Raw genomic sequence first — 18,054 nt, 5'->3', positions numbered from 1 at the left:
GTCGTAGGCGGATGTAGTTCAATGTCGGGAGCCTGGAAAACAGCGTCCATCGTCCCCAGCTGGAATGCTGATGTCACGGGCAACTGGAACCCGTGACGCAGGGTATTGTCGCATGCGCCGATAATCACGGCTGGCGTGCAACCGATTTGTTGCCCGGTTTTTGCAGAAATCAACGATTCAAGTACTCGGACCAGAATGGCTCAATACGTTTTTTCGATGAACCACCTCACCAAGACCGTGCCGCCCAAGCGGCAGATCTTGAAGGACATCTCTCTCAGCTTTTTCCCGGGCGCCAAGATCGGCGTGCTGGGTCTGAACGGCTCTGGCAAGTCCTCGCTGCTCAAGATCATGGCCGGGGTGGACAAGGAATTCGAAGGCGAGGCGCTGCCCATGCAGGGCCTGTCCATCGGCTATCTGCCGCAGGAGCCTCAGCTCAATCCAGAGCACACGGTGCGCCAGGCCGTGGAAGAGGCCATGGCCGAAGTCAACGCGGCCCGTTCGCGCCTCGATGAAATCTACGCCGCCTATGCCGAGCCCGACGCCGACTTCGACGCGCTGGCCGCCGAGCAAGGCGAGCTCGAAGCCAAGATCGCCGCTGCCGGCACCGACTCCGAGCACCAGCTGGAGATCGCTGCCGACGCCCTGCGCCTGCCGGCCTGGGATGCCGTGATCGGCAAGCTGTCCGGTGGCGAAAAGCGCCGCGTGGCCCTGTGCAAGCTGCTGCTGTCCAAGCCCGACATGCTGCTGCTGGACGAGCCCACCAACCACTTGGACGCCGAGTCCGTGGAATGGCTGGAGCAGTTCCTGCACCGCTTCACCGGCACCGTGGTGGCCATCACCCACGATCGCTACTTCCTGGACAACGCTGCCGAGTGGATTCTGGAACTGGACCGTGGCCACGGCATTCCCTACAAGGGCAACTACTCCGAATGGCTGTTCCAGAAGCAAAGCCGCCTGGAGTCCGAGCAAAAGGGCGAGGAAGCCCGCGCCAAGGCCCTGAAGAAGGAACTGGAGTGGGTTCGCCAGAACGCCAAGGGCCGCCAGACCAAGTCCAAGGCCCGTATCGCGCGCTTCGAGGAGCTGAGCGATTTCGAATACCAAAAGCGCAACGAAACCCAGGAAATCTTCATTCCTGTGGCCGAGCGCCTGGGCACCCAGGTCATCGAGTTCAACAACGTCACCAAGAGCTTTGGCGACCGCGTGCTCATCGACAACCTGACCATGAACATCCCCGCTGGCGCCATCGTCGGCATCATCGGCCCCAACGGTGCCGGCAAGTCCACGCTGTTCAAGCTGATCGCGGGGCGCGAGCAGGCCGACTCCGGCGAAGTCATCGTGGGCCAGACGGTCAAGATGGCCTATGTGGAGCAGACGCGTGACGCGCTGGCCAACGACAAGACGGTGTGGGAAGACATCTCGGGCGGGCTGGACATCATCAATGTCGGCAAGTTCCAGATGGCTTCGCGTGCCTACGCGGGCCGCTTCAACTTCAACGGCCAGGACCAGCAAAAGAAGGTCGGCAACCTCTCCGGCGGCGAGCGCGGCCGCCTGCACCTGGCCAAGACGCTGATCCAGGGCGGCAACGTGCTGCTGCTGGACGAGCCCTCCAACGACCTGGACGTGGAAACGCTGCGCGCGCTGGAAGATGCGCTGCTGGAGTACGCGGGCACGGTGCTGGTGATCTCCCACGATCGCTGGTTCCTCGACCGTATCGCCACGCACATTCTGGCCGCCGAAGGCGATTCGCAATGGGTGTACTTCGACGGCAACTACCAGGAGTACGAAGCCGATAAGAAAAAGCGTCTGGGCGAGGAGGGTGCCAAGCCCAAGCGCATGCGCTACAAGGCACTGAAGTAAGCATCAAAGGCAAGCCTCAAAGCGCCTCCGGCACGGGCTGGAGCCTGTATTCTTCGGGCCATGAATCCTCCACCCGTTTCTGTTGCGGCGTTGCAAGCCTGCCTGGTGCAGGCTGTTCGCGGCTCGGAGGCGCTGATCCTGCGGCTGCTGCAGCGCACGGCGCATGCCATGGAGCAGGCCGACCAGCCGGGCTCCGGCCTGCCGCGCCGCGCTGAAATCCCCGAGGCACTGGAGCTGCTGGCCCGCCACCGGGCGCCCATGCTCAAGGGCTATGGGCGGGCGCTGCTGGAATGCTTTGGTCAATCCGGCGGCGCTGCGGTCTGGCCCCCTGTGCCTGGCATGTCCGGTGCGTCCGGTGTGCCCGGCACCACCGATTTCGCTTCCCTCTCCCTCCTGGACGACTCCGTGCTGCAGTCCCAGCTGGCCCACCAGCGCCTGCTGCAGCATGTGGCGCCGCAGGTGGAGATCGCGCTGGCCGAGCTCGATGCCCTGGTCAGCGCCGTCCAGGGCCTGGACCGTGTCCAGCCCGAACGCAATCCGCTGCGGCCCCACAGCTATGTGCAGGCGCTGCAGCGCGTGATCGACGACACCGGGGTGGACCCCGGCTCCGCCGCCTGCTGGCTGGGCTTCATGCGCGAGCACCTGGGTGCGCTGCTGGTGTCCGAGTACGGCCATATCGCCCAATCCCTGCGTGACAAGGGGGTGCAGCCTGCGGCCTATGGCCTGGCGCCGGCACAGGCCCCTTCGCCCGAGGCGGGGCGCCGCCATTCCGACCTGCCGGGGCAAAGCCGCTGGCGGGCACCTTCCCACTATGGCGATGCCGTGGCCCAGAGCCGTGCCTATGGCTCCTTTGGCCAGCAGGCCCAGGAAGATGAGCTGACGCGGCGCCTGGTGGCGGCCCTGCTGTCCGATCCACGCTGGATGGATTCGCACCGCGAGGCGCCCGCTGCGGCGCCTTCTTCCATGTTGGCGCTGGCCCACACATCCGCCTATTCCGTGCCCGGGCAGTTTGCGCCGGCCATGGACGGCGCAAGCCGCCTGCAGACCACCGCCTGGCAGGGCAGCGAGACGGCACCCACCGTGCTGGCGGCGCTGCCCGAAGGCTGGACTTCTCTGAGCTGCATGGCGCTGGAGTCCGTGCAGCACCACTCGGCCCAGCTGGAGCAACTGATGCAGGCGCTGCAGCCGCCCGAGCAGCAGGAGCCCGCACCCGGCGTGCGTGCCGACGACGGCGCCGCGCTGCACACCCTGCAGCGCATGATGCGTTTCATGGCGGCCGACACGCGCCTGCTGCCTTCCGTGCAGCGCACCGTGGGCCGTCTGGAGCCGCTGCTGCAGCAGCTGGTGGTCCAGGACGCGCGCTTTTTTGAAGACCGCAGCCACCCCGCGCGCCAACTGCTCGATGAGCTGACGGCGCGCAGCCTGTGGTTCGACAGTGAATCCGCGCCGGGCTACAGTCAATTCCTGCAGGTGGCCGATTCCGCCGCCATGCGGCTGGCGGCCCTGCAGCGTGCCGATGCGTCGGCCTTTGCCACGGTGCTGCAGCAGCTGCGCGACGGTTGGGGCGGCAGCGGCATGCAGCCCGTGGGTCCTGGCGAAATGCCGGAAGGCGGCACGGTGACCGGGCCTGTCTCGGCTGCGCTCAGGCATGTGGAAAGGCGGGGCGTGGACCCGCGCTGGCCCGAAACCGCCATGCCCAGGGCCGAGCAGATTGCAGCCGCCATCCGGCGCCTGCCCAGCGCCCAGGGCGTGCCCGATGACATTCTGGAATTCGCCACGGGACCTTGGGCCGAAGTGATCGCCAGCGTTCAGGAGCCCGTGGACGGCAGCGAGGCCCGGGACCCCGGCGGCTATCTGGCCCTGGTGCCCAGCCTGCTGTGGAGCGTGTCGGCGCACGCGGGCCGCGATACCGACCGCCTGGTGGCGCTGGCACCCCGGCTGCAGGCCCGGCTGCGCGCCGGCCTGCGCAGCGTGGGGCGTACGGAAGAGGAAATCCAGGCCTTTGCCGCGCGCCTGGCCGGCCTGCACCAGGACGCGCTGGATGCCGGTGTGGTCCGCCAGCCCATAGAGAGCGTGGACATTTATCTGGACTCCATACCGCCGACCATCTACGGGTCGGACTCGGTGCTGGCGTCCCTGTCTTCCTCCACTGGTGCGGCAACGCTTGGCCAGACAACGCCCGGCTCCCTGGCGGCCCGCCTGCCGCAGTCGTTGTTTGGCGTGGCAGCCTCCCTGCCGGTGCCGCTCGATGTGCGGCAGCCGATGGGGGACGATATCGGCGCGCTGACCGAGCAGGACCTGGAACTGCCCGAGGCACTGCAGGATGAGCTGCCGGCCACCCAGGCTGCACAAGCGCCGCAGGCCTTTGCGGGGCTTACGGGGCTTGCTGGGCTTACCGCGCAGGCTGCGTTGGCCGGTGGCGAAGCCGCCCCGATGCCTGCCGAGCCTGCGCTGCCCCTGGAGCCACCGCCGCCGGTGGCTCCCGTGGTGTCCGAAGACTGGGCGCTGGGCACCTGGGTGGAACTGTCCAACGCCCGGCAGTGCATCCGCACCCAGCTGACCTGGGTCAGCCCGCAGCAGACGCTGTTCCTGTTCACAGCCACCGATGGCAGCACCCAGTCCATGACGCGCCGCATGCGCGACAAGCTGCTGGCGCAAGGGCAACTGCGGCGCGTGGACTGAGGCGCCTGCCGCACATGCGCCGGCGCCGATGGGTACGAATCGTGCCCAATTCGGGCCTTGCGGAGGTTGAGGCCTGAGGCCTGTCAAAAAGACAATGTCCTGCATCGGTGCGCTCCGGATCACGGGGCGCATCACCGAATAGACCCCACCAGCAGGAGACAGGAACCATGGCGCGTTTGAGGATAGGCATCGTCGGAGCAGGCATTGGCGGACTGGCGGCAGCCAATGCGCTGCACCAGGCAGGGCATGAAGTATTGGTGTTCGAGCAAAGCCGGCAGTTCCTGCGCGTGGGCGCGGACATCAACCTCACGCCCAATGCCGTGCGCGCCCTCGATGGCCTGGGCGCCGACATTGCCGCCGCCGTGCGCGCCAGCGCCGCACGGCCCACGCACCGCATCAGCCGCAACTGGGACACGGGCGAGGAAACCTCGCGCCTGACCATGGGTGACGAGGCCGAGCGCAAGTACGGCGCCCCGCAGTTGACCATCCACCGCGCCGATCTGCTGGCCGCGCTGGCCGATGCCTTTCCGCTGGACCAGGTGCAGTTGGGCAAGCGTGCCAGCCAGATCACGCAGACGGGGCAAGGCGTGGACATCGCGTTCACAGATGGCAGCGAAGTGGCCGGGCTGGACGCACTCATTGGCGCGGACGGCATCCACTCCGTGGTGCGCGCGGCCCTGTTCGGCGCCGAGAGCCCGCGCTTCACGGGTGTGGTGGCCTTCCGCGCGGTGGTGCCCACCGAGCGCGTGCGCCATGTGCCCGACATCCAGGCCTTCACCAAATGGTGGGGCGCCACGCCGCAAAGCCAGATCGTGACCTTTCCTCTGAACCAGGGGCGCGACACCTTCATCTTCGCCACCACGGCCCAGGATTCCTGGCACGAGGAATCGTGGACCACGCCCGGCAGCGTCGAGGAGTTGCGCGGCTTCTACGCCGATTTCCATCCCGATGCCCGGGCGCTGCTCGACGCCTGCGATGGCGTGCTCAAGACCGCGCTGTACGAGCGCGATCCCCTGTCGGCCTGGTCGCAGGACCGCATCACGCTGCTGGGCGATGCCTGCCACCCGATGATGCCCTTCATGGCCCAGGGCGCAGGCATGGCCATCGAAGATGCCGTGGTGCTGGCCCGCAACCTGGATGCTGCCCCGGGTCCGCAGCAGGTGCCCGAGGTCCTGGCGCGCTACCAGGCCATGCGCATGCAGCGCACCAGCGAGATCCAGATCGGCTCGCGCGGCAACAACTGGCTGCGCGCCGGTGGCAATGCCGATGGCGTCTACGGCTACGACGCCTGGGCGGTTGCGCTGCAGGCCTGAGCCCGGTCAGGGCCGGCAGGCGGCCAGCTCCCTGGCACAGGGCAGCTCCAGCCCTTCGGCCGTGGTCAGCGACTGCGCGGCCAGCACGGCGCGCACCGTGGCCAGGGCCACGGCCTCGGCGGCCATGGCGGACAGGGTCAGCATGCCCAGCGAGTGCTCGGCCAGGCCCGTGCCCAGGGCCAACAATGTGTCGCCATCGCTCATGGTGTGCACGGGGCGTATGGCGCGTGCCAGGCCGTCATGGGATACCACGGCCAGGCGCTGGGCCTGGACCTTGGTGATGCGTGCATCGGTGGCAATCACGCCGATGGTGGTGTTGGTGCCTGCCAGCAGCGGCCGGGGCTCTTCGCCGCGCAGCAGGGCACGGCAGGTGTCGTGCAGCTGGCGGCCATCGGGGCTGCGCGCGCCGGCCAGCAGGGCGCCGCTGTGGGGGTCGACCACATCGCCCACGGCATTGCAGGCGATCAGCGCGCCCACGGTGACGCCGCGCACGGTCAGCGAGGCCGTGCCGATGCCGCCCTTCATGGCGCGATCCATGCCGAAGACCTTGCCCACGCAGGCGCCCATGCCGGCGCCCACATTGCCCTCGGCAGGCCGCGCGGCGCTGGCGGCCTGGCAGGCCGCATGGCCGGCATCGGCACCCGGGCGGATGCGGCTGTCGCCCACCGCCAGGTCGAACAGCACGGCGGCCGGCACGATGGGCACGCGGCCCACGCCCACATCCAGCCCTATGCCTTGCTCATCGAGCCAGCGCATGGCGCCGCTGGCCGCGTCCAGCCCCCATGCGCTGCCGCCCGAGAGCATGACGGCATGCACCTGCTGCACCAGGTTGGAAGGATGCAGCAGGTCGGTCTCGCGCGTGCCGGGGGCGGCGCCACGCACATCGCAGCCCCCCACGGCACCGCCGCGCGCCAGCACGACGGTGCAGCCCGTGGGGCGGCGGGCATCGGTGTGGTGGCCTACCTCGATGCCCTGTACGCGGGTGATGGAGCCGGGGTCTGAGTCGGTGCTTGGCATGCGCTGCTCTGCTCGGTGATGGACAGGCCTCCACCTTAGCCGAAACGGCAGCCCTGCACCCGGTCTTCAGCGCAGCACTTCCAGCTGCGTGACCACGAAGGCGCCCTGGTCCTGCTCGGCGCGAAAGCGCACCTTGTCGCCGGCCTTGAGGGCGGGCTCGGGTGCAGCCACGCGCAGCTGGAAGACCATGGTCATGGGCGGCATGCCCAGGTTCTTGAGTTCGCCGTGGCGCAGCGTGACCTTGCTGGTGCGAGCATCCCAGCGCGTGACCTCGCCTTCGCTGAGGTCCTGGCTGGCGGCGGCGGGTGCGGTTTCTGCAGATTGCGCGCCATGCGCCGCATGGTCGTGGGCCGTGGCCTGGGCACCGGCCCAGGCCGGGATCAGCGCGGCGGCAAGGGCCAGGCGCACGGCAAGGGCGGTACTGGACGTACGGGACGTACGGGAAACAAGGAGGGCTGTGTTGTGCATGGTGTGCTCCGGGGTTCAGCGGTAGCTGGTGAAGGTGCGGGTGGAAACGTCGCTGTTCATGAGGTTCTTGGTGATCAGCAGCACCTCGTAGGGGTCCTTGCGGCCGCCGTACTCGGGGCCGTCCATGCCGGGGCTGCCCACGGGCATGCCGGGCACGGCAATGCCCAGCGCCTTGGGCTTTTGCTTGAGCAGCTTGTGCACGTCGGCCGCAGGCACATGGCCTTCGAGCGCATAGCCTTCGACCAGGGCCGTGTGGCAGGAGCCCAGGCGCGCCGGAATGCCCAGCCTGGCGCGCACGGCGCTGTTGCCGGTGTCGTGCACGGTGACGGCAAAGCCGTTTTGCTCCATGTGCACCACCCAGTCCTGGCAGCAGCCGCAGTTGGGGTCCTTCCAGACCTCGACGGGGATGCGGGTGCTGGGTGCTTCTTTGGGCACCGTGGGTGCAGCCGCCCACAGCGAAGGGGCGGCGAATGCCGTGCAGGCCAGGGCCATGCGGCGCAGCGCACTGCGGCGCGGGTGGGCGGATGCCATGCGTTCATGTTTCATGGGGTGCTCCTGAAGGGGGGGGAAGACGGGGCGCGCTCATTGCGTCACCGTGATGGTTCCGCGCATGCCGGCCTGGTAGTGGCCGGGGATGAGGCAGGCAAAGTCGAAGCTGCCTTCGCGGTTGAAATTCCAGACCAGGTCGCCGGATTTGCCGGGCGAGACATGGGCCATGTAGGGCTCGCCGTGCTCCATGGTGGGGAACTTGAGCATCATCTGCGCGTGCTCGTCCAGCGAGGCCGGCGTGCCCAGCACGATCTCGTGCATGACCTGGCCCTTGTTGGCCACGCGCAGGCGCACCGTCTCGCCGCGCTTGACGCTGATGCGCTCTGGCGTGAAGCGCATGTTGTCGCTCATGTCCAGGGTGATGGTGCGCCGGGCGGCCGAGGCATCGCCGGCAATGCCCCAGGGCTTTTGCTCCTTGACCGCGGCGGCCTTGGGAGCGTCATCGTGGGCTTCGCTGCCATGGGCGAAGACGGCAGCGGGGCCGGCGAGCAGTGCGGTGGCGAGGAGGAGGGCAAAGGTGTTCATGAGGTACTCCTTGGATGGCATCAGTGGTGCTCATGGCCCGCACCGGGCTTGCGCACGCTGGGTGCGCCGGGGGACTGGCCGGGCGTGGTCTGGCGCGGTGCGGAGGCTTCGGCCGCCGGCCCCTTCCATTCATAGGCCACGCTGCCCTTGGGGTGGTTGAACCAGCCCGGGTCGCCGTAGTCGTTGGCGCCCAGCTGCTCGCGCACCTTGAGGGTGGTGAACATGCCGCCCATCTCGATGGGGCCGAAGGGGCCCGTGCCCGTCATCATCGGGAAGGTGTTGTCGGGCAGGGGCATTTCCATGGAGGCCATGTCGCCCATGCCGCGCTCGCCCATGACCATGTAGTCGGGCACGATCTTCTGGATCTTGCCGACCAGGCCCCGGTGGTCCACGCCGATCATGGTCGGCGTGTCATGCCCCATGGCGCCCATGGTGTGGTGGCTCTTGTGGCAGTGCAGGGCCCAGTCGCCCAGCTCGTCGGCGATGAACTCCACCTGGCGCATCTGGCCCACGGCCACGTCGGTGGTCACCTCGGGCCAGCGCGCGGACCGGGGCACGGGGCCGCCGTCGGTGCCCGTGACCTCGAATTCGTGGCCGTGCAGGTGGATGGGGTGGTTGGTCATGGTCAGGTTGCCCACGCGCAGGCGCACCCGGTCGCCGCGCCTGGCGACGACGGGGCTGATGGCGGGGAACACCCGGCTGTTGAAGGTCCAGATGTTGAAGTCCGTCATCTCGGCCACGCGCGGCGTCATGGAGCCGGGCTCCACGTCGTAGGCCGACAGCAGGAAGGCGTAGTCGCGCTGGACCTCGGCGATCTGCGGGTGGGCCGCCTTCGGATGCGTGATCCACAGCCCCATCATGCCCATGGCCATCTGCACCATCTCGTCGGCATGCGGGTGGTACATGAAGGTGCCGGGACGGCGCGCCGTGAACTCGTAGACAAAGGTCTTGCCGGGCGGGATGTGCGGCTGGGTCACGCCGCCCACGCCGTCCATGCCGTTGGGCAGGCGCTGGCCGTGCCAGTGCACGGTGGTGTGCTCGGGCAGGCGGTTGGTCACGAAGATGCGGACCTTGTCGCCTTCCACGACCTCGATGGTGGGGCCGGGGCTCTGGCCGTTGTAGCCCCACATGTTGACGAAGAAGCCCGGTGCCACCTCGCGCACCACGGGCTCGGCCACCAGGTGGAATTCCTTGACGCCTGCGTTCATGCGCCAGGGCGTGGTCCAGCCGTTGAGCGTGACCACGGGGCGGTAGGGGCGGCCGTTGGGCGGTGCCAGCGGGGCGGCGGTTTCGGCCGAGGACTGGGTCGCTGCCTCGGGCAGGGCGGCCAGGGCCACGCGGCTGACGGCGGCGCTGGAGACGGCGGCCACGGCCGCGCCGGTGAAGAAGTTGCGGCGGTTCATGTCAGTGGCTCGCTGTGTTCGTGGGAGTGGGTGCGGCGGCGCTGGATGCGGCCTCGGCCGTGCCTGGCGAGGTTCCGGCCAGAGCCAGCTGCAGGTCGGTGTCGGCCAGCCAGAAGTCGCGCTGGGCGTCGGTGGCGGTGGCCACGGCCTGGGCGCTGTTGCGGGCCTCGGCCAGCAACTCCCAGACGCTGACGAACATGCCGTTGTAGCGGAGCATGGTTTCGTCCTGGATGAAGCGGCGCAGCGGCAGCACCTCGGCCTGCTGCTGGTGGGCCAGGTCCCAGGCCGTGCGGTAGCGCATCCAGCTGCTGCGCGCCTCGGCCCGCGCCTGGATGGCGCCTTGCTGCAGCTGGGCCGCGCTGCGCTGGACCTCGGCGCGCGCGCGGCCGCTGGCGGCGCCACCCCAGTCGAACAGCGGCAGGGGCAGGTCGATCTCCCAGCCGCGTGTCACATCGCTGTGGCCGGTGGCGCGGTCCGTGGCGGTGTTGCGGTTGTAGCCCAGGCCGATGTCGCCGAACATGGCGCCCAGGCGTGCCCAGCCACGGCGCTCGGCCAACTGGTCCAGGTCGCGGCGCAGGGCGCGCAGGTCCAGGCGCTCGCGCAGCGCGGTGGCCTCGGCATCGTCCCCGGAGCGCAACTGCGTGGCGGCCTGCGGGATGGCGGGCAGCTGGTCGGGCAGCTTGAAATCGATGCGCCGTCCCCACAGGCCCATCAGACGGGCCAGTTGCTCATGCTCGGCCGTGGCGGCCAGGCGCGCACGCGCCAGCTGGGCTGCAGTGTCCTGCTGGATGCTGAGCTCGCGCGCCTGCTGCAGCCGGCTGAAGTTGCCCACGCGGGCCATGCGCCGCGCCAGCTCGGCACCGGCCTCGGCCGCTTCGTGCATGCGCTCGCTGGACGCCAGCTGCTGGCGTGCGGCCACGGCTCGCAGCCAGGCGCGGCGCGTGTCGGCGGCCAGCCGCAGCACATCCTGCGCGGCGGTCAGGGTGGCCTGTTCCATCTGCATGCCCTGCCAGCGGCTGCGCCAGGGCAGGGTGATCAGGCTGACCAGGCCGAAGCTCAGCTGGCGCTCGATCTCGCGCTCGTCGCTGTTGACCATGCGGCCCAGGGCCAGCGTGGGGTTGGGCAGGGTCAGGGCCTGAACGCGTTCGGCATCCTGCACGCCCAGTTGCGCCAGGCGCGCCTGCAGGCCGGGGTTGTTGAGCAGTGCGATGCGCACGGACTGGTCCATGTCCAGCGGCTGGCGCAGCCACTCGTCGATGCGCTGCTGCGCCGCGTCGCGGGCCTGCAGATCGGTTGGCGGCAGTTCGGCGCCGTCTGGCAGGCGGCTGGCGGTATGGGATTGGACCGCGCCGCGCAGGCCGTCGGGCGAGATGCTGGCGCAGCCGGCCAGGACCAGCACGGCAGCCATGGCGCCGACCAGCCGGGTGGGGGCGAAGAGGGTGCGCTTCATGGCCGGCCTCCGTGCTGCATGTGAGAGCCGTGCGGGGACGGCGCAGGCGTGGATCGGCCGCCCTGGGCGGCTTCCCAGCGCAGGATGTCCATATGGCCGTTGGGAAACTCGGCCACAGCCGCATTGGCCTGGCGCCAGTCGGTCAGCTCGGTTTCCACGGCGCCACTGGCCGGCAGCGCGGCATGGCGCAGCGGCAGGCTGGCCGCAGCCGGATCGATGGCGCCGGTCAGGCCTGCGGAGGAAGAGGCCGGGGGGTGGCTGCCGTCATGGGCTTGGGCCCAGGCAGCGGGGCTGGACGCGGCAAGGGCCGCCAGCCCGAATTGGATAAGGGGGACGAGAAAATGCGCACGGCGCATGGTGTTCTCCTGAATGCGAAACGGACAACGCATCCGCGGCCAGACGCCCCGCCATGCCCGCAAGCGGGCTGCCCATGGAGGGGCGGCAGGGATGGCGCGGACGCACTTCGGGCGTCAGGCTTCAGGAAATGGGTGGCTTGATGGCCTGCAGCTTGGCCGCGCTGGCAAAGCGGGCGCTGCCTTGGGGGCGCAGTGCGGCGGACGGCGCTGCGCCGTCCGAACCGATCTGGCCAGGAGTGAAAAGGGCCGAATGGCAGATGCCGCACAGGGTGCAACTGGGCCCATGTTCATGTTCGCCGCAGCTGCCGCCCGGATGGCCGCTGGCCTGGGGAGCGCAGGCTGCACTGTGCTCGGCGTGTGATGCGTGATCCGGGCCGTGATCTGCGACGTGCGCCGCGTGATGCTGCTCGGGGCTGTCCGGCGATTGCGTGATTTCCAGCGCGACTTCCCGCGCGATTTCGGGCGCGTGGTGGTGAAGTGCCGACGCCGGAGCCAACGCTGGCGCAGATGCCGCAGCCGGCGCCAGGGCCGGCATGACCGGCGCAGCCCCCATGGCCATGGCGTCGCCCAGCAGGCCACGAAGGACCAGCAGCAAGACCAGGACAATGGACAGGGGGCGGCGCATAGGCATGGATGATACCGGACGGTGCTGCGAAGTTCCTCAGGTGCGGGCCCTTCGCCCGGTCGGGCGGCGCGTGGCGCGCAGGGCCTCGGCGATGAGGGCCGATACGGCGGGCGGCATGTCCATGGGCAGGGTGGCCGGCACTGTGGCGCGGCCGGTGTTGCCGCGCGGCAGCCGGTCCAGCAGGTGGCCTGCAGGCACCAGGGCCAGGCGCAGCAACTGGCCTGCCACCTCCCCGCCATCGCGCAGCTGCAGCGCATGGCGCAGCATCCAGCAGTGGGATCGCCAGTGCAGGCCCAGCAGCTGCTGGCCCAGCACATGGCTGGCCTCCAGCAGCAGCCAGCGCTGTGCGGGCGCCTGGTCCTGGCTTGAACGGAAGCTGTGCAGCAGGTGGGTGAAGGCGGCACGGCGCTGGGCGTCGGTCATGCCGCCTCCCTGTCGCTGCCCCAGCGGCGCAGCCGCAGGCCGTTGGCGACCACCAGCAGGCTCACGCCCATGTCCGCCAGCACGGCCAGCCACATGCTGGCGTTGCCGGCCAGTGCCAGTGCGAAGAACACCAGCTTGACGCCCAGCGACAGGGCAATGTTCTGCCAGAGCACGGCGTGGGCGCTGCGTGACAGCTCCACCACTTCGGGCAGGCGGCGCAGGTCGTCGTTCATCAGCACCACGTCGGCGGTTTCCATGGCCATGCCCGTGCTGTGCATGCCGCCCATGGCAAAGCCGATGTCGGCCTGGGCCAGTGCCGGTGCGTCGTTGATGCCGTCGCCCGTCATGGCGGTGGGGCCGCGTGTGCGCTGCAGCTCGGCCAGTGCGTCGAGCTTGTCCTGGGGCAGCAGGCCGCCGCGCGCATCCTGGATGCCGGCTTCGGCAGCGATGGAGCGCACGGTGGCCGTGTTGTCGCCGCTGAGCACCACGGGCTGTACGCCCAGGGCCTGCAGGCGCGCCACGGCCTCGCGGGCCTGGGGCCGCAGCGGGTCGGCCACGGCGAACAGGGCCCGCACGCCGCTGCTGTCGGCCAGCAGGGTCACGGTGCGGCCCTGGGCTTCGTGCTTGGCCAGGCCGGCGCGCAGCGCGGCGCTGTCCCAGCCTTGCTCCTGCACCCAGCGCAGGTTGGCCAGGGTCCAGAGCTGGCCGTCGATCTCGGCCTGCACGCCACGGCCCGGCAGGGCCAGCAGCTTGCTGACCGAGGCCCGTGCGGCATCGGCGGCCACGGCGGCATCGGCCTGGAGGCCGGAAGCAATGGCGCGCGAGACCGGGTGGTCCGAGCGGCCGGCCAGGGCCAGGGCGTATGCGGCGGGCTGGCTGGAGTCCTGGGCCGCGTCTTCTTCGCTCCAGGATTTCCATTCGACCAGCTTGGGGCTGCCCGTGGTCAGCGTGCCGGTCTTGTCCAGGGCAATGGCGCGCAGCTTGCGCGCCGATTCCAGCGCCTGGCCGCCCTTGATCAGCAGGCCGCGGCGTGCCGCCGCCGTGAGTGCGCTGACCACGGTGACGGGAGTGGACAGCACCAGGGCGCAGGGGCAGGAGATGACCAGCAGGGCCAGGGCCTGGTAGGCCGCGTCATGCCAGCTCCAGTCCATGACCAGCGGTGCCAGCACCGCCAGCGCAATGGCCAGCACCAGCACGATGGGCGTGTAGACGGCGGCAAAGCGGTCGACGAAGCGCTGGGTGGGCGCCTTGGAGGCCTGGGCCTGCTCCACGGCATGGACGATGCGCGCAATCAGGCTGTCATTGGCCGCCGAGGTGACGCGCATCTGCAGCTCGCCATCCTGGTTGATGCTGCCGGCGTAGAGCTCGTCGCCCGGGGCCTTGTCGGCCAGGGCGCTTTCTCCGGTGATGGGCGCCTGGTTGACCGAGCTTTCGCCGCGCAGGACCACGCCGTCCAGGGGCACGCGCGCGCCGGGGGCCACGCGCACGGTGGCGTCCAGCGCCACGTCGGCGGCGGCCACGCGCTGCACGCTGCCGTCGGGCTGGAGCACGTCGGCCGTCTCGGGCGCCATCTGCAGCAGGCTGCGGATGGCATTGCGCGCGCGGTCCATGGCCTGGTCCTCGATGCGCTCGGCCGCGGCGTACAGGGCCATGACCATGGCGGCCTCGGGCCACTGGCCGATGGCGAAGGCTCCCGTGACGGCAATGGCCATCAGCGCGTGGATGCCCAGCTTCAGGCGCAGAACGTCGCGGATGCCGGCCTTGTAGACGCCCAGGCCCGAAAGGGCAATGGCCAGCACGGCCACGGCCATGCCGCCGTATTGCAGGGCCGGCACGCCGCCCTGGGAGCCGCTGAACCAGTGGGCGGCTTCGGCCAGCACGGCTGCAATGAGCGCGGCCGTGATGCGCGGCCAGCCGGGCAGCACGCTGTGGTCGTGGCCGGCATGGGGATCGCTCTCGTCGTGACCGTGTTCATGGTCATGGTCATGGGCGTGATCGTGGCCCTCGCCATGCGCATGCGAGTGGCCTTGCGCCTTCTTGCGGGCCGGCGTGGGCTGGGTGATGGTGAAGGGAGCGCAGCAATCGGTGCCGCAGGCGGAAGACGGCGAAGTCGAGGCGGGCTTGGAAAGGGCAGGGGAGGCTTTCAGGGCCTCGTTGCCCTGAGGGCTTGGCAGGCGATTGGAGTTCATGCGAGCATTGGAAACGGTGAAGTCACTTCAAGGTCAAGCATGTCACAGCATGAATCTGCGCGCTGGCGCATCGGCGAGGCGGCCAAGCGTTCCGGCGTGGCCGCCGCCAACATCCGCTACTACGAGAAGGAAAGGCTGCTCAGTGCAGGCGTGCGCGAGGACAACCAGTACCGGCTGTACAGCGACAGCGATGTGCACCGGCTGCGCTTCATCCGCCTGTGCCGCGCCATGGACATGTCGCTGGACGAGGTCCGCACCCTGCTGGCGCTGGACGGTGCCAGCAAGGCCGACTGCGTGGCTGCCAACGAAACCCTGGATGCCCACCTGGGCCATGTGCGCGAGCGCCTGGCCGAGCTGCGCGCGCTGGAGCATGAGCTGATGCAGCTGCGCAGCCAGTGCGACGGGTCGGACAGCTACTGCCATCTGATCGAGGCCCTGCACGCCCAGGCCGACGAACCGCTGGCACCCGCCCTGGGCAGCTCCGGCGCCAAGCGCCATGTGTAGCGCCGTCCGCAGCTGCCTGTCTTGCGCCGGCGTCCGACGGACCGTCCCGGTACGGCTCGCTATCATCGCCCGATGAGCCTCAGCCACGCAGCCCTGTCCCTTCCCGACCGCATCTGGGCGGCGCTGCGCGACCATGCGCTGGCCTGGTGGCGCAGCGTCTACCTGGGCGCCGTGCTGCTGGTGCTGGCCATGTCCCCTTCCAGCTACCGGCGTGGTGCACGGCGTGCCATGGCGCACCAGATCTATGTGCAGACCGGGCCCATCCTGCTGGGTTTCACGGCGCTTGCGGCCCTGCTGTGCGCGGTGATCACGCGCATCGTCATCGTCACGGCGCTGAGCTATGGGCTGTCGCGCTATGCGCTGGAGATGGTGGTGCGTGTGCTGGTGATCGAGCTGATCCCGCTGACGGCCGCGCTGTTCGTGGCCATGCGCTGCACCATTCCCAACGGCACGCTGATTGCGCAGCTGCGCGCACGGGGCCAGCTCCAGGCCTGGCAGGAGCGCGGCTCCGACCCGCTGCGCATGGCCCTGGTGCCGCGCGCGGCCGGTGGCGTGTTTGCCTCGGTCACGCTGGCCGTGCTCAGCTGCGTGGTGGCCCTGGTCACCGTCTACCTGAGCGTCTATGGCTTCACGCTGGCGGGCCTGCCCGGCTACACGCGCATCTTCGGCCAGATCTTCACGCCGGCCGTGACCCTGGTCTTCGTGCTCAAGACCTGGTTCTTCAGCCTCACCGTGGCCATCATGCCCATGGCCTCGGGCCTGTATGCGCCGCTGCGGCGCCACCGGCTGGGCGGCGCGGCGCTGGGCGGCTTTGCGCGCATGTTTGCCGTGCTGCTGGTGATCGAGGTGATCTCGCTCATGGGCAACTACTACTGAGCACGCCCGCTGAACTCCACGAACCCCACATGCACGGCAAGGCCCGTGCCAGAACAAGGAATGCCATGACCGATACGCGGCGCACGCCGCCAGATCCCTGGGACGGCGAGGAAATCGAGGCCCTCAAGCCCGTGGCGCACCTGCGCGCCAAGGCCGCGGGCCTGCTGCTGTTCACGCTGGTGCTGATTCTTGGATCGGCCCTGTACCTGCTGTACTCGCGCGGCGTGTTCGACGCCACGCAGCGCCTGGTGCTCACGGCCGACGACTCCGAGGGCGTGAGCGTGGGCATGGACATGACCTTCTCGGGCTTTCCGATCGGGCGCGTGCGCCGCATCGAGCTGGCCGAGGACGGCAATGTGCGCATCCTCATCGACGTGCCGCGCAAGGACGCGCACTGGCTGCGCGAGTCCAGCGTCTTCACCCTGGTCAAGGGGCTGGTGGGCGGCACCACCATCAAGGCCTACAGCGGCATCCTCAGCGATCCGCCGCTGCCCGACGAGGCCGTGCGCCCCGTGCTGCGCGGCGATGCCACGGCCGAGCTGCCGCAGATCATGTCCACGGCCAAGGAAGTGCTGGGCAACATCGCCCAGCTCACCGCGCCGGACTCGGCCCTGGGCGGGTCGCTGACCGAGCTGCGCGGCCTGGCCGGCCGGGCCCAGGGGCCGGGCGGCGTGCTGGGCGTGGTCATGGGCAGCGAGCAGGAGGCGCGCAAGGTCACGGCCCTGCTGGACCGCGCCAACGCCACGCTGGCCCGCATGGAGCGCATGGTGGCGCGGGCCGACAGCCAGGTGTTCGACGCCGGCGGCGTCATGCCCGAGGTGCGTTCCACCGTGGTGCAGCTCAACGGCCTGCTGGCCGACACGCGCCGCACGCTGGGCAAGGTGGACGCCGTGCTGGCCGAGGCCCAGGCCGTGGGCTCCAATGCGCGCGAGGCCACGGCCGACCTGGGCGCCCTGCGCGCCGAGGTCGAGGGCAACCTGCGCCGCCTCGAGGGCGTGCTGGCCGACCTGCAGCGCAAGTGGCCGTTTGCCCATCAACCGGAGTTGAAGCTGCCATGAGTGCTGCCGCCAAGAAACTTTCTGCCGCAACCCTCCTGGCGCGCCATGCCGTCGCCGGCGCCGTGCTGACCCTGGTGCTGGCCGGCTGCAGCAGCCGCCCGCCCGCGCCGGACTGGGCGCTGAATGCCGAATCTGCGTCCCAGCGCGCATCCACCGCCTACCTGGAAGGCCGCCAGCGCGTGCAGGTCATGGAATGGGACAAAGCCCGCGCCGAGGTGGCCGCCACGGGCCGCACCGACCTGGCCGCACGTCTGGAGCTGATGCGCTGCGCGGCCCAGGTGGCCAGTCTCGAATGGGATGACTGCCCCGGCTACCAGGCGCTGGCGCTTGACGCTGCGCCGGCCGAGGCCGCCTATGCGCGGTATTTGCAAGGCAGGCCCCGGCCCGAGGACATTGCGCTATTGCCAGAATTACAGCGCCCCGTGGCACAGGCGCTGCTGGGCGGGTCTGCGCCGGCGCTGGCCGCCGTGAGCGCCATCAAGGAGCCGCTGCCCCGGCTGGTGGCAGCCGGCGCGGCCTTGCGGGCGGGTGCGGCGCAGCCGCAGTTGCTGGAGCTGGGTGCCGAAACCGCCTCGGCCCAGGGCTGGCGCCGTGCGGTGATGGCCTGGCTGCTGCTGCAGGCCAGGGCCCATGATCAGGCGGGCGAGGTGGACAAGGCCCAGGCCGTCAGGCGCAGGCTGTCGCTGCTGGAGAAGACGGCCAGCGGTGGGGGCACATCGGCCGGCAAATGAAAACAGCGCCAGTCCGAAAGGGATGGCG

At 69.7% G+C, this 18,054-nt stretch carries 17 protein-coding genes; 7 read left to right on the top strand and 10 right to left on the bottom strand.

Annotation, left to right across the window (positions count from 1 at the left end):
* Window positions 1–195 precede the first annotated feature (195 nt).
* The 3 genes from ettA (at window position 196) to JHD82_RS05480 (ending at window position 5,852) form a co-directional block, all read left to right on the top strand.
* Entirely contained in the window at window positions 196–1,857 is a 1,662-nt protein-coding gene (gene ettA / locus JHD82_RS05490) for an energy-dependent translational throttle protein EttA (RefSeq protein WP_012204751.1), read from the top strand.
* Between the two features lie 60 nt (window positions 1,858–1,917).
* A complete protein-coding gene (locus tag JHD82_RS05485; protein ID WP_199135655.1) occupies window positions 1,918–4,539 on the top strand; it encodes a DUF1631 family protein in 2,622 nt (873 codons plus the stop codon).
* A 167-nt stretch (window positions 4,540–4,706) separates the two neighbouring features.
* A complete protein-coding gene (locus JHD82_RS05480) occupies window positions 4,707–5,852 on the top strand; it encodes an FAD-dependent monooxygenase (RefSeq protein ID WP_199135654.1) in 1,146 nt (381 codons plus the stop codon).
* A gap of 6 nt (window positions 5,853–5,858) precedes the next feature.
* Here the strand turns inward: JHD82_RS05480 and JHD82_RS05475 are convergent, their stop codons facing one another.
* The 10 genes from JHD82_RS05475 to JHD82_RS05430 all read right to left on the bottom strand — a co-directional run bounded on the left by JHD82_RS05475 (window position 5,859) and on the right by JHD82_RS05430 (window position 14,857).
* Complete coding sequence (locus tag JHD82_RS05475; protein ID WP_199135653.1) at window positions 5,859–6,869, bottom strand: P1 family peptidase; 1,011 nt, start codon at window positions 6,867–6,869, stop codon at window positions 5,859–5,861.
* A 66-nt stretch (window positions 6,870–6,935) separates the two neighbouring features.
* Window positions 6,936–7,337: a copper-binding protein gene (locus JHD82_RS05470; protein WP_063326564.1), complete on the bottom strand. Its 402-nt coding sequence runs from the start codon at window positions 7,335–7,337 to the stop codon at window positions 6,936–6,938.
* Window positions 7,338–7,352: 15 nt separating this feature from the next.
* The gene (locus JHD82_RS05465; protein ID WP_043824841.1) at window positions 7,353–7,883 is read right to left on the bottom strand and encodes a DUF411 domain-containing protein; all 531 of its coding nucleotides are present in this window, start codon (window positions 7,881–7,883) and stop codon (window positions 7,353–7,355) included.
* A 36-nt stretch (window positions 7,884–7,919) separates the two neighbouring features.
* On the bottom strand, window positions 7,920–8,411 hold the full coding sequence (locus tag JHD82_RS05460) for a plastocyanin/azurin family copper-binding protein (RefSeq protein ID WP_013803095.1): 492 nt from the start codon (window positions 8,409–8,411) through the stop codon (window positions 7,920–7,922).
* Between the two features lie 20 nt (window positions 8,412–8,431).
* On the bottom strand, window positions 8,432–9,814 hold the full coding sequence (locus JHD82_RS05455) for a multicopper oxidase family protein (RefSeq protein ID WP_012204758.1): 1,383 nt from the start codon (window positions 9,812–9,814) through the stop codon (window positions 8,432–8,434).
* A 1-nt stretch (window position 9,815) separates the two neighbouring features.
* The gene (locus tag JHD82_RS05450) at window positions 9,816–11,264 is read right to left on the bottom strand and encodes a TolC family protein (protein WP_199135652.1); all 1,449 of its coding nucleotides are present in this window, start codon (window positions 11,262–11,264) and stop codon (window positions 9,816–9,818) included.
* Entirely contained in the window at window positions 11,261–11,620 is a 360-nt protein-coding gene (locus tag JHD82_RS05445; RefSeq protein ID WP_013803092.1) for a hypothetical protein, read from the bottom strand. The genes JHD82_RS05450 and JHD82_RS05445 overlap by 4 nt, the downstream gene beginning before the upstream one ends.
* Before the next feature lie 121 nt (window positions 11,621–11,741).
* A complete protein-coding gene (locus JHD82_RS05440) occupies window positions 11,742–12,251 on the bottom strand; it encodes a hypothetical protein (RefSeq protein WP_199135651.1) in 510 nt (169 codons plus the stop codon).
* A 30-nt stretch (window positions 12,252–12,281) separates the two neighbouring features.
* Window positions 12,282–12,668, bottom strand: coding sequence for a DUF3703 domain-containing protein (locus JHD82_RS05435; protein ID WP_071955008.1), 387 nt, complete (start codon window positions 12,666–12,668; stop codon window positions 12,282–12,284).
* Window positions 12,665–14,857 carry a cation-translocating P-type ATPase gene (locus tag JHD82_RS05430; RefSeq protein WP_199135650.1) on the bottom strand — a complete coding sequence of 731 codons (2,193 nt, stop codon included), beginning with the start codon at window positions 14,855–14,857 and terminating at the stop codon, window positions 12,665–12,667. The genes JHD82_RS05435 and JHD82_RS05430 overlap by 4 nt, the downstream gene beginning before the upstream one ends.
* A gap of 39 nt (window positions 14,858–14,896) precedes the next feature.
* On the opposite strand from JHD82_RS05430, the gene JHD82_RS05425 reads away from it, so the two are divergent.
* The 4 genes from JHD82_RS05425 to JHD82_RS05410 all read left to right on the top strand — a co-directional run bounded on the left by JHD82_RS05425 (window position 14,897) and on the right by JHD82_RS05410 (window position 18,026).
* A complete protein-coding gene (locus JHD82_RS05425; protein WP_013803089.1) occupies window positions 14,897–15,361 on the top strand; it encodes a Cd(II)/Pb(II)-responsive transcriptional regulator in 465 nt (154 codons plus the stop codon).
* Between the two features lie 72 nt (window positions 15,362–15,433).
* Window positions 15,434–16,237, top strand: coding sequence for an ABC transporter permease (locus JHD82_RS05420; RefSeq protein WP_012204765.1), 804 nt, complete (start codon window positions 15,434–15,436; stop codon window positions 16,235–16,237).
* Window positions 16,238–16,302: 65 nt separating this feature from the next.
* The gene (locus JHD82_RS05415) at window positions 16,303–17,295 is read left to right on the top strand and encodes an MlaD family protein (protein ID WP_013803088.1); all 993 of its coding nucleotides are present in this window, start codon (window positions 16,303–16,305) and stop codon (window positions 17,293–17,295) included.
* Complete coding sequence (locus tag JHD82_RS05410) at window positions 17,292–18,026, top strand: hypothetical protein (RefSeq protein WP_199135649.1); 735 nt, start codon at window positions 17,292–17,294, stop codon at window positions 18,024–18,026. The genes JHD82_RS05415 and JHD82_RS05410 overlap by 4 nt, the downstream gene beginning before the upstream one ends.
* The last annotated feature ends 28 nt before the right edge of the window (window positions 18,027–18,054 follow it).

The sequence above is a fragment of the Delftia sp. ASV31 genome (assembly GCF_016428765.1).
Lineage (GTDB): Bacteria > Pseudomonadota > Gammaproteobacteria > Burkholderiales > Burkholderiaceae_C > Comamonas > Comamonas acidovorans.
Note: the sequence above shows the minus strand (reverse complement) of the source record. Positions and strands in the feature narration are given on the sequence as shown.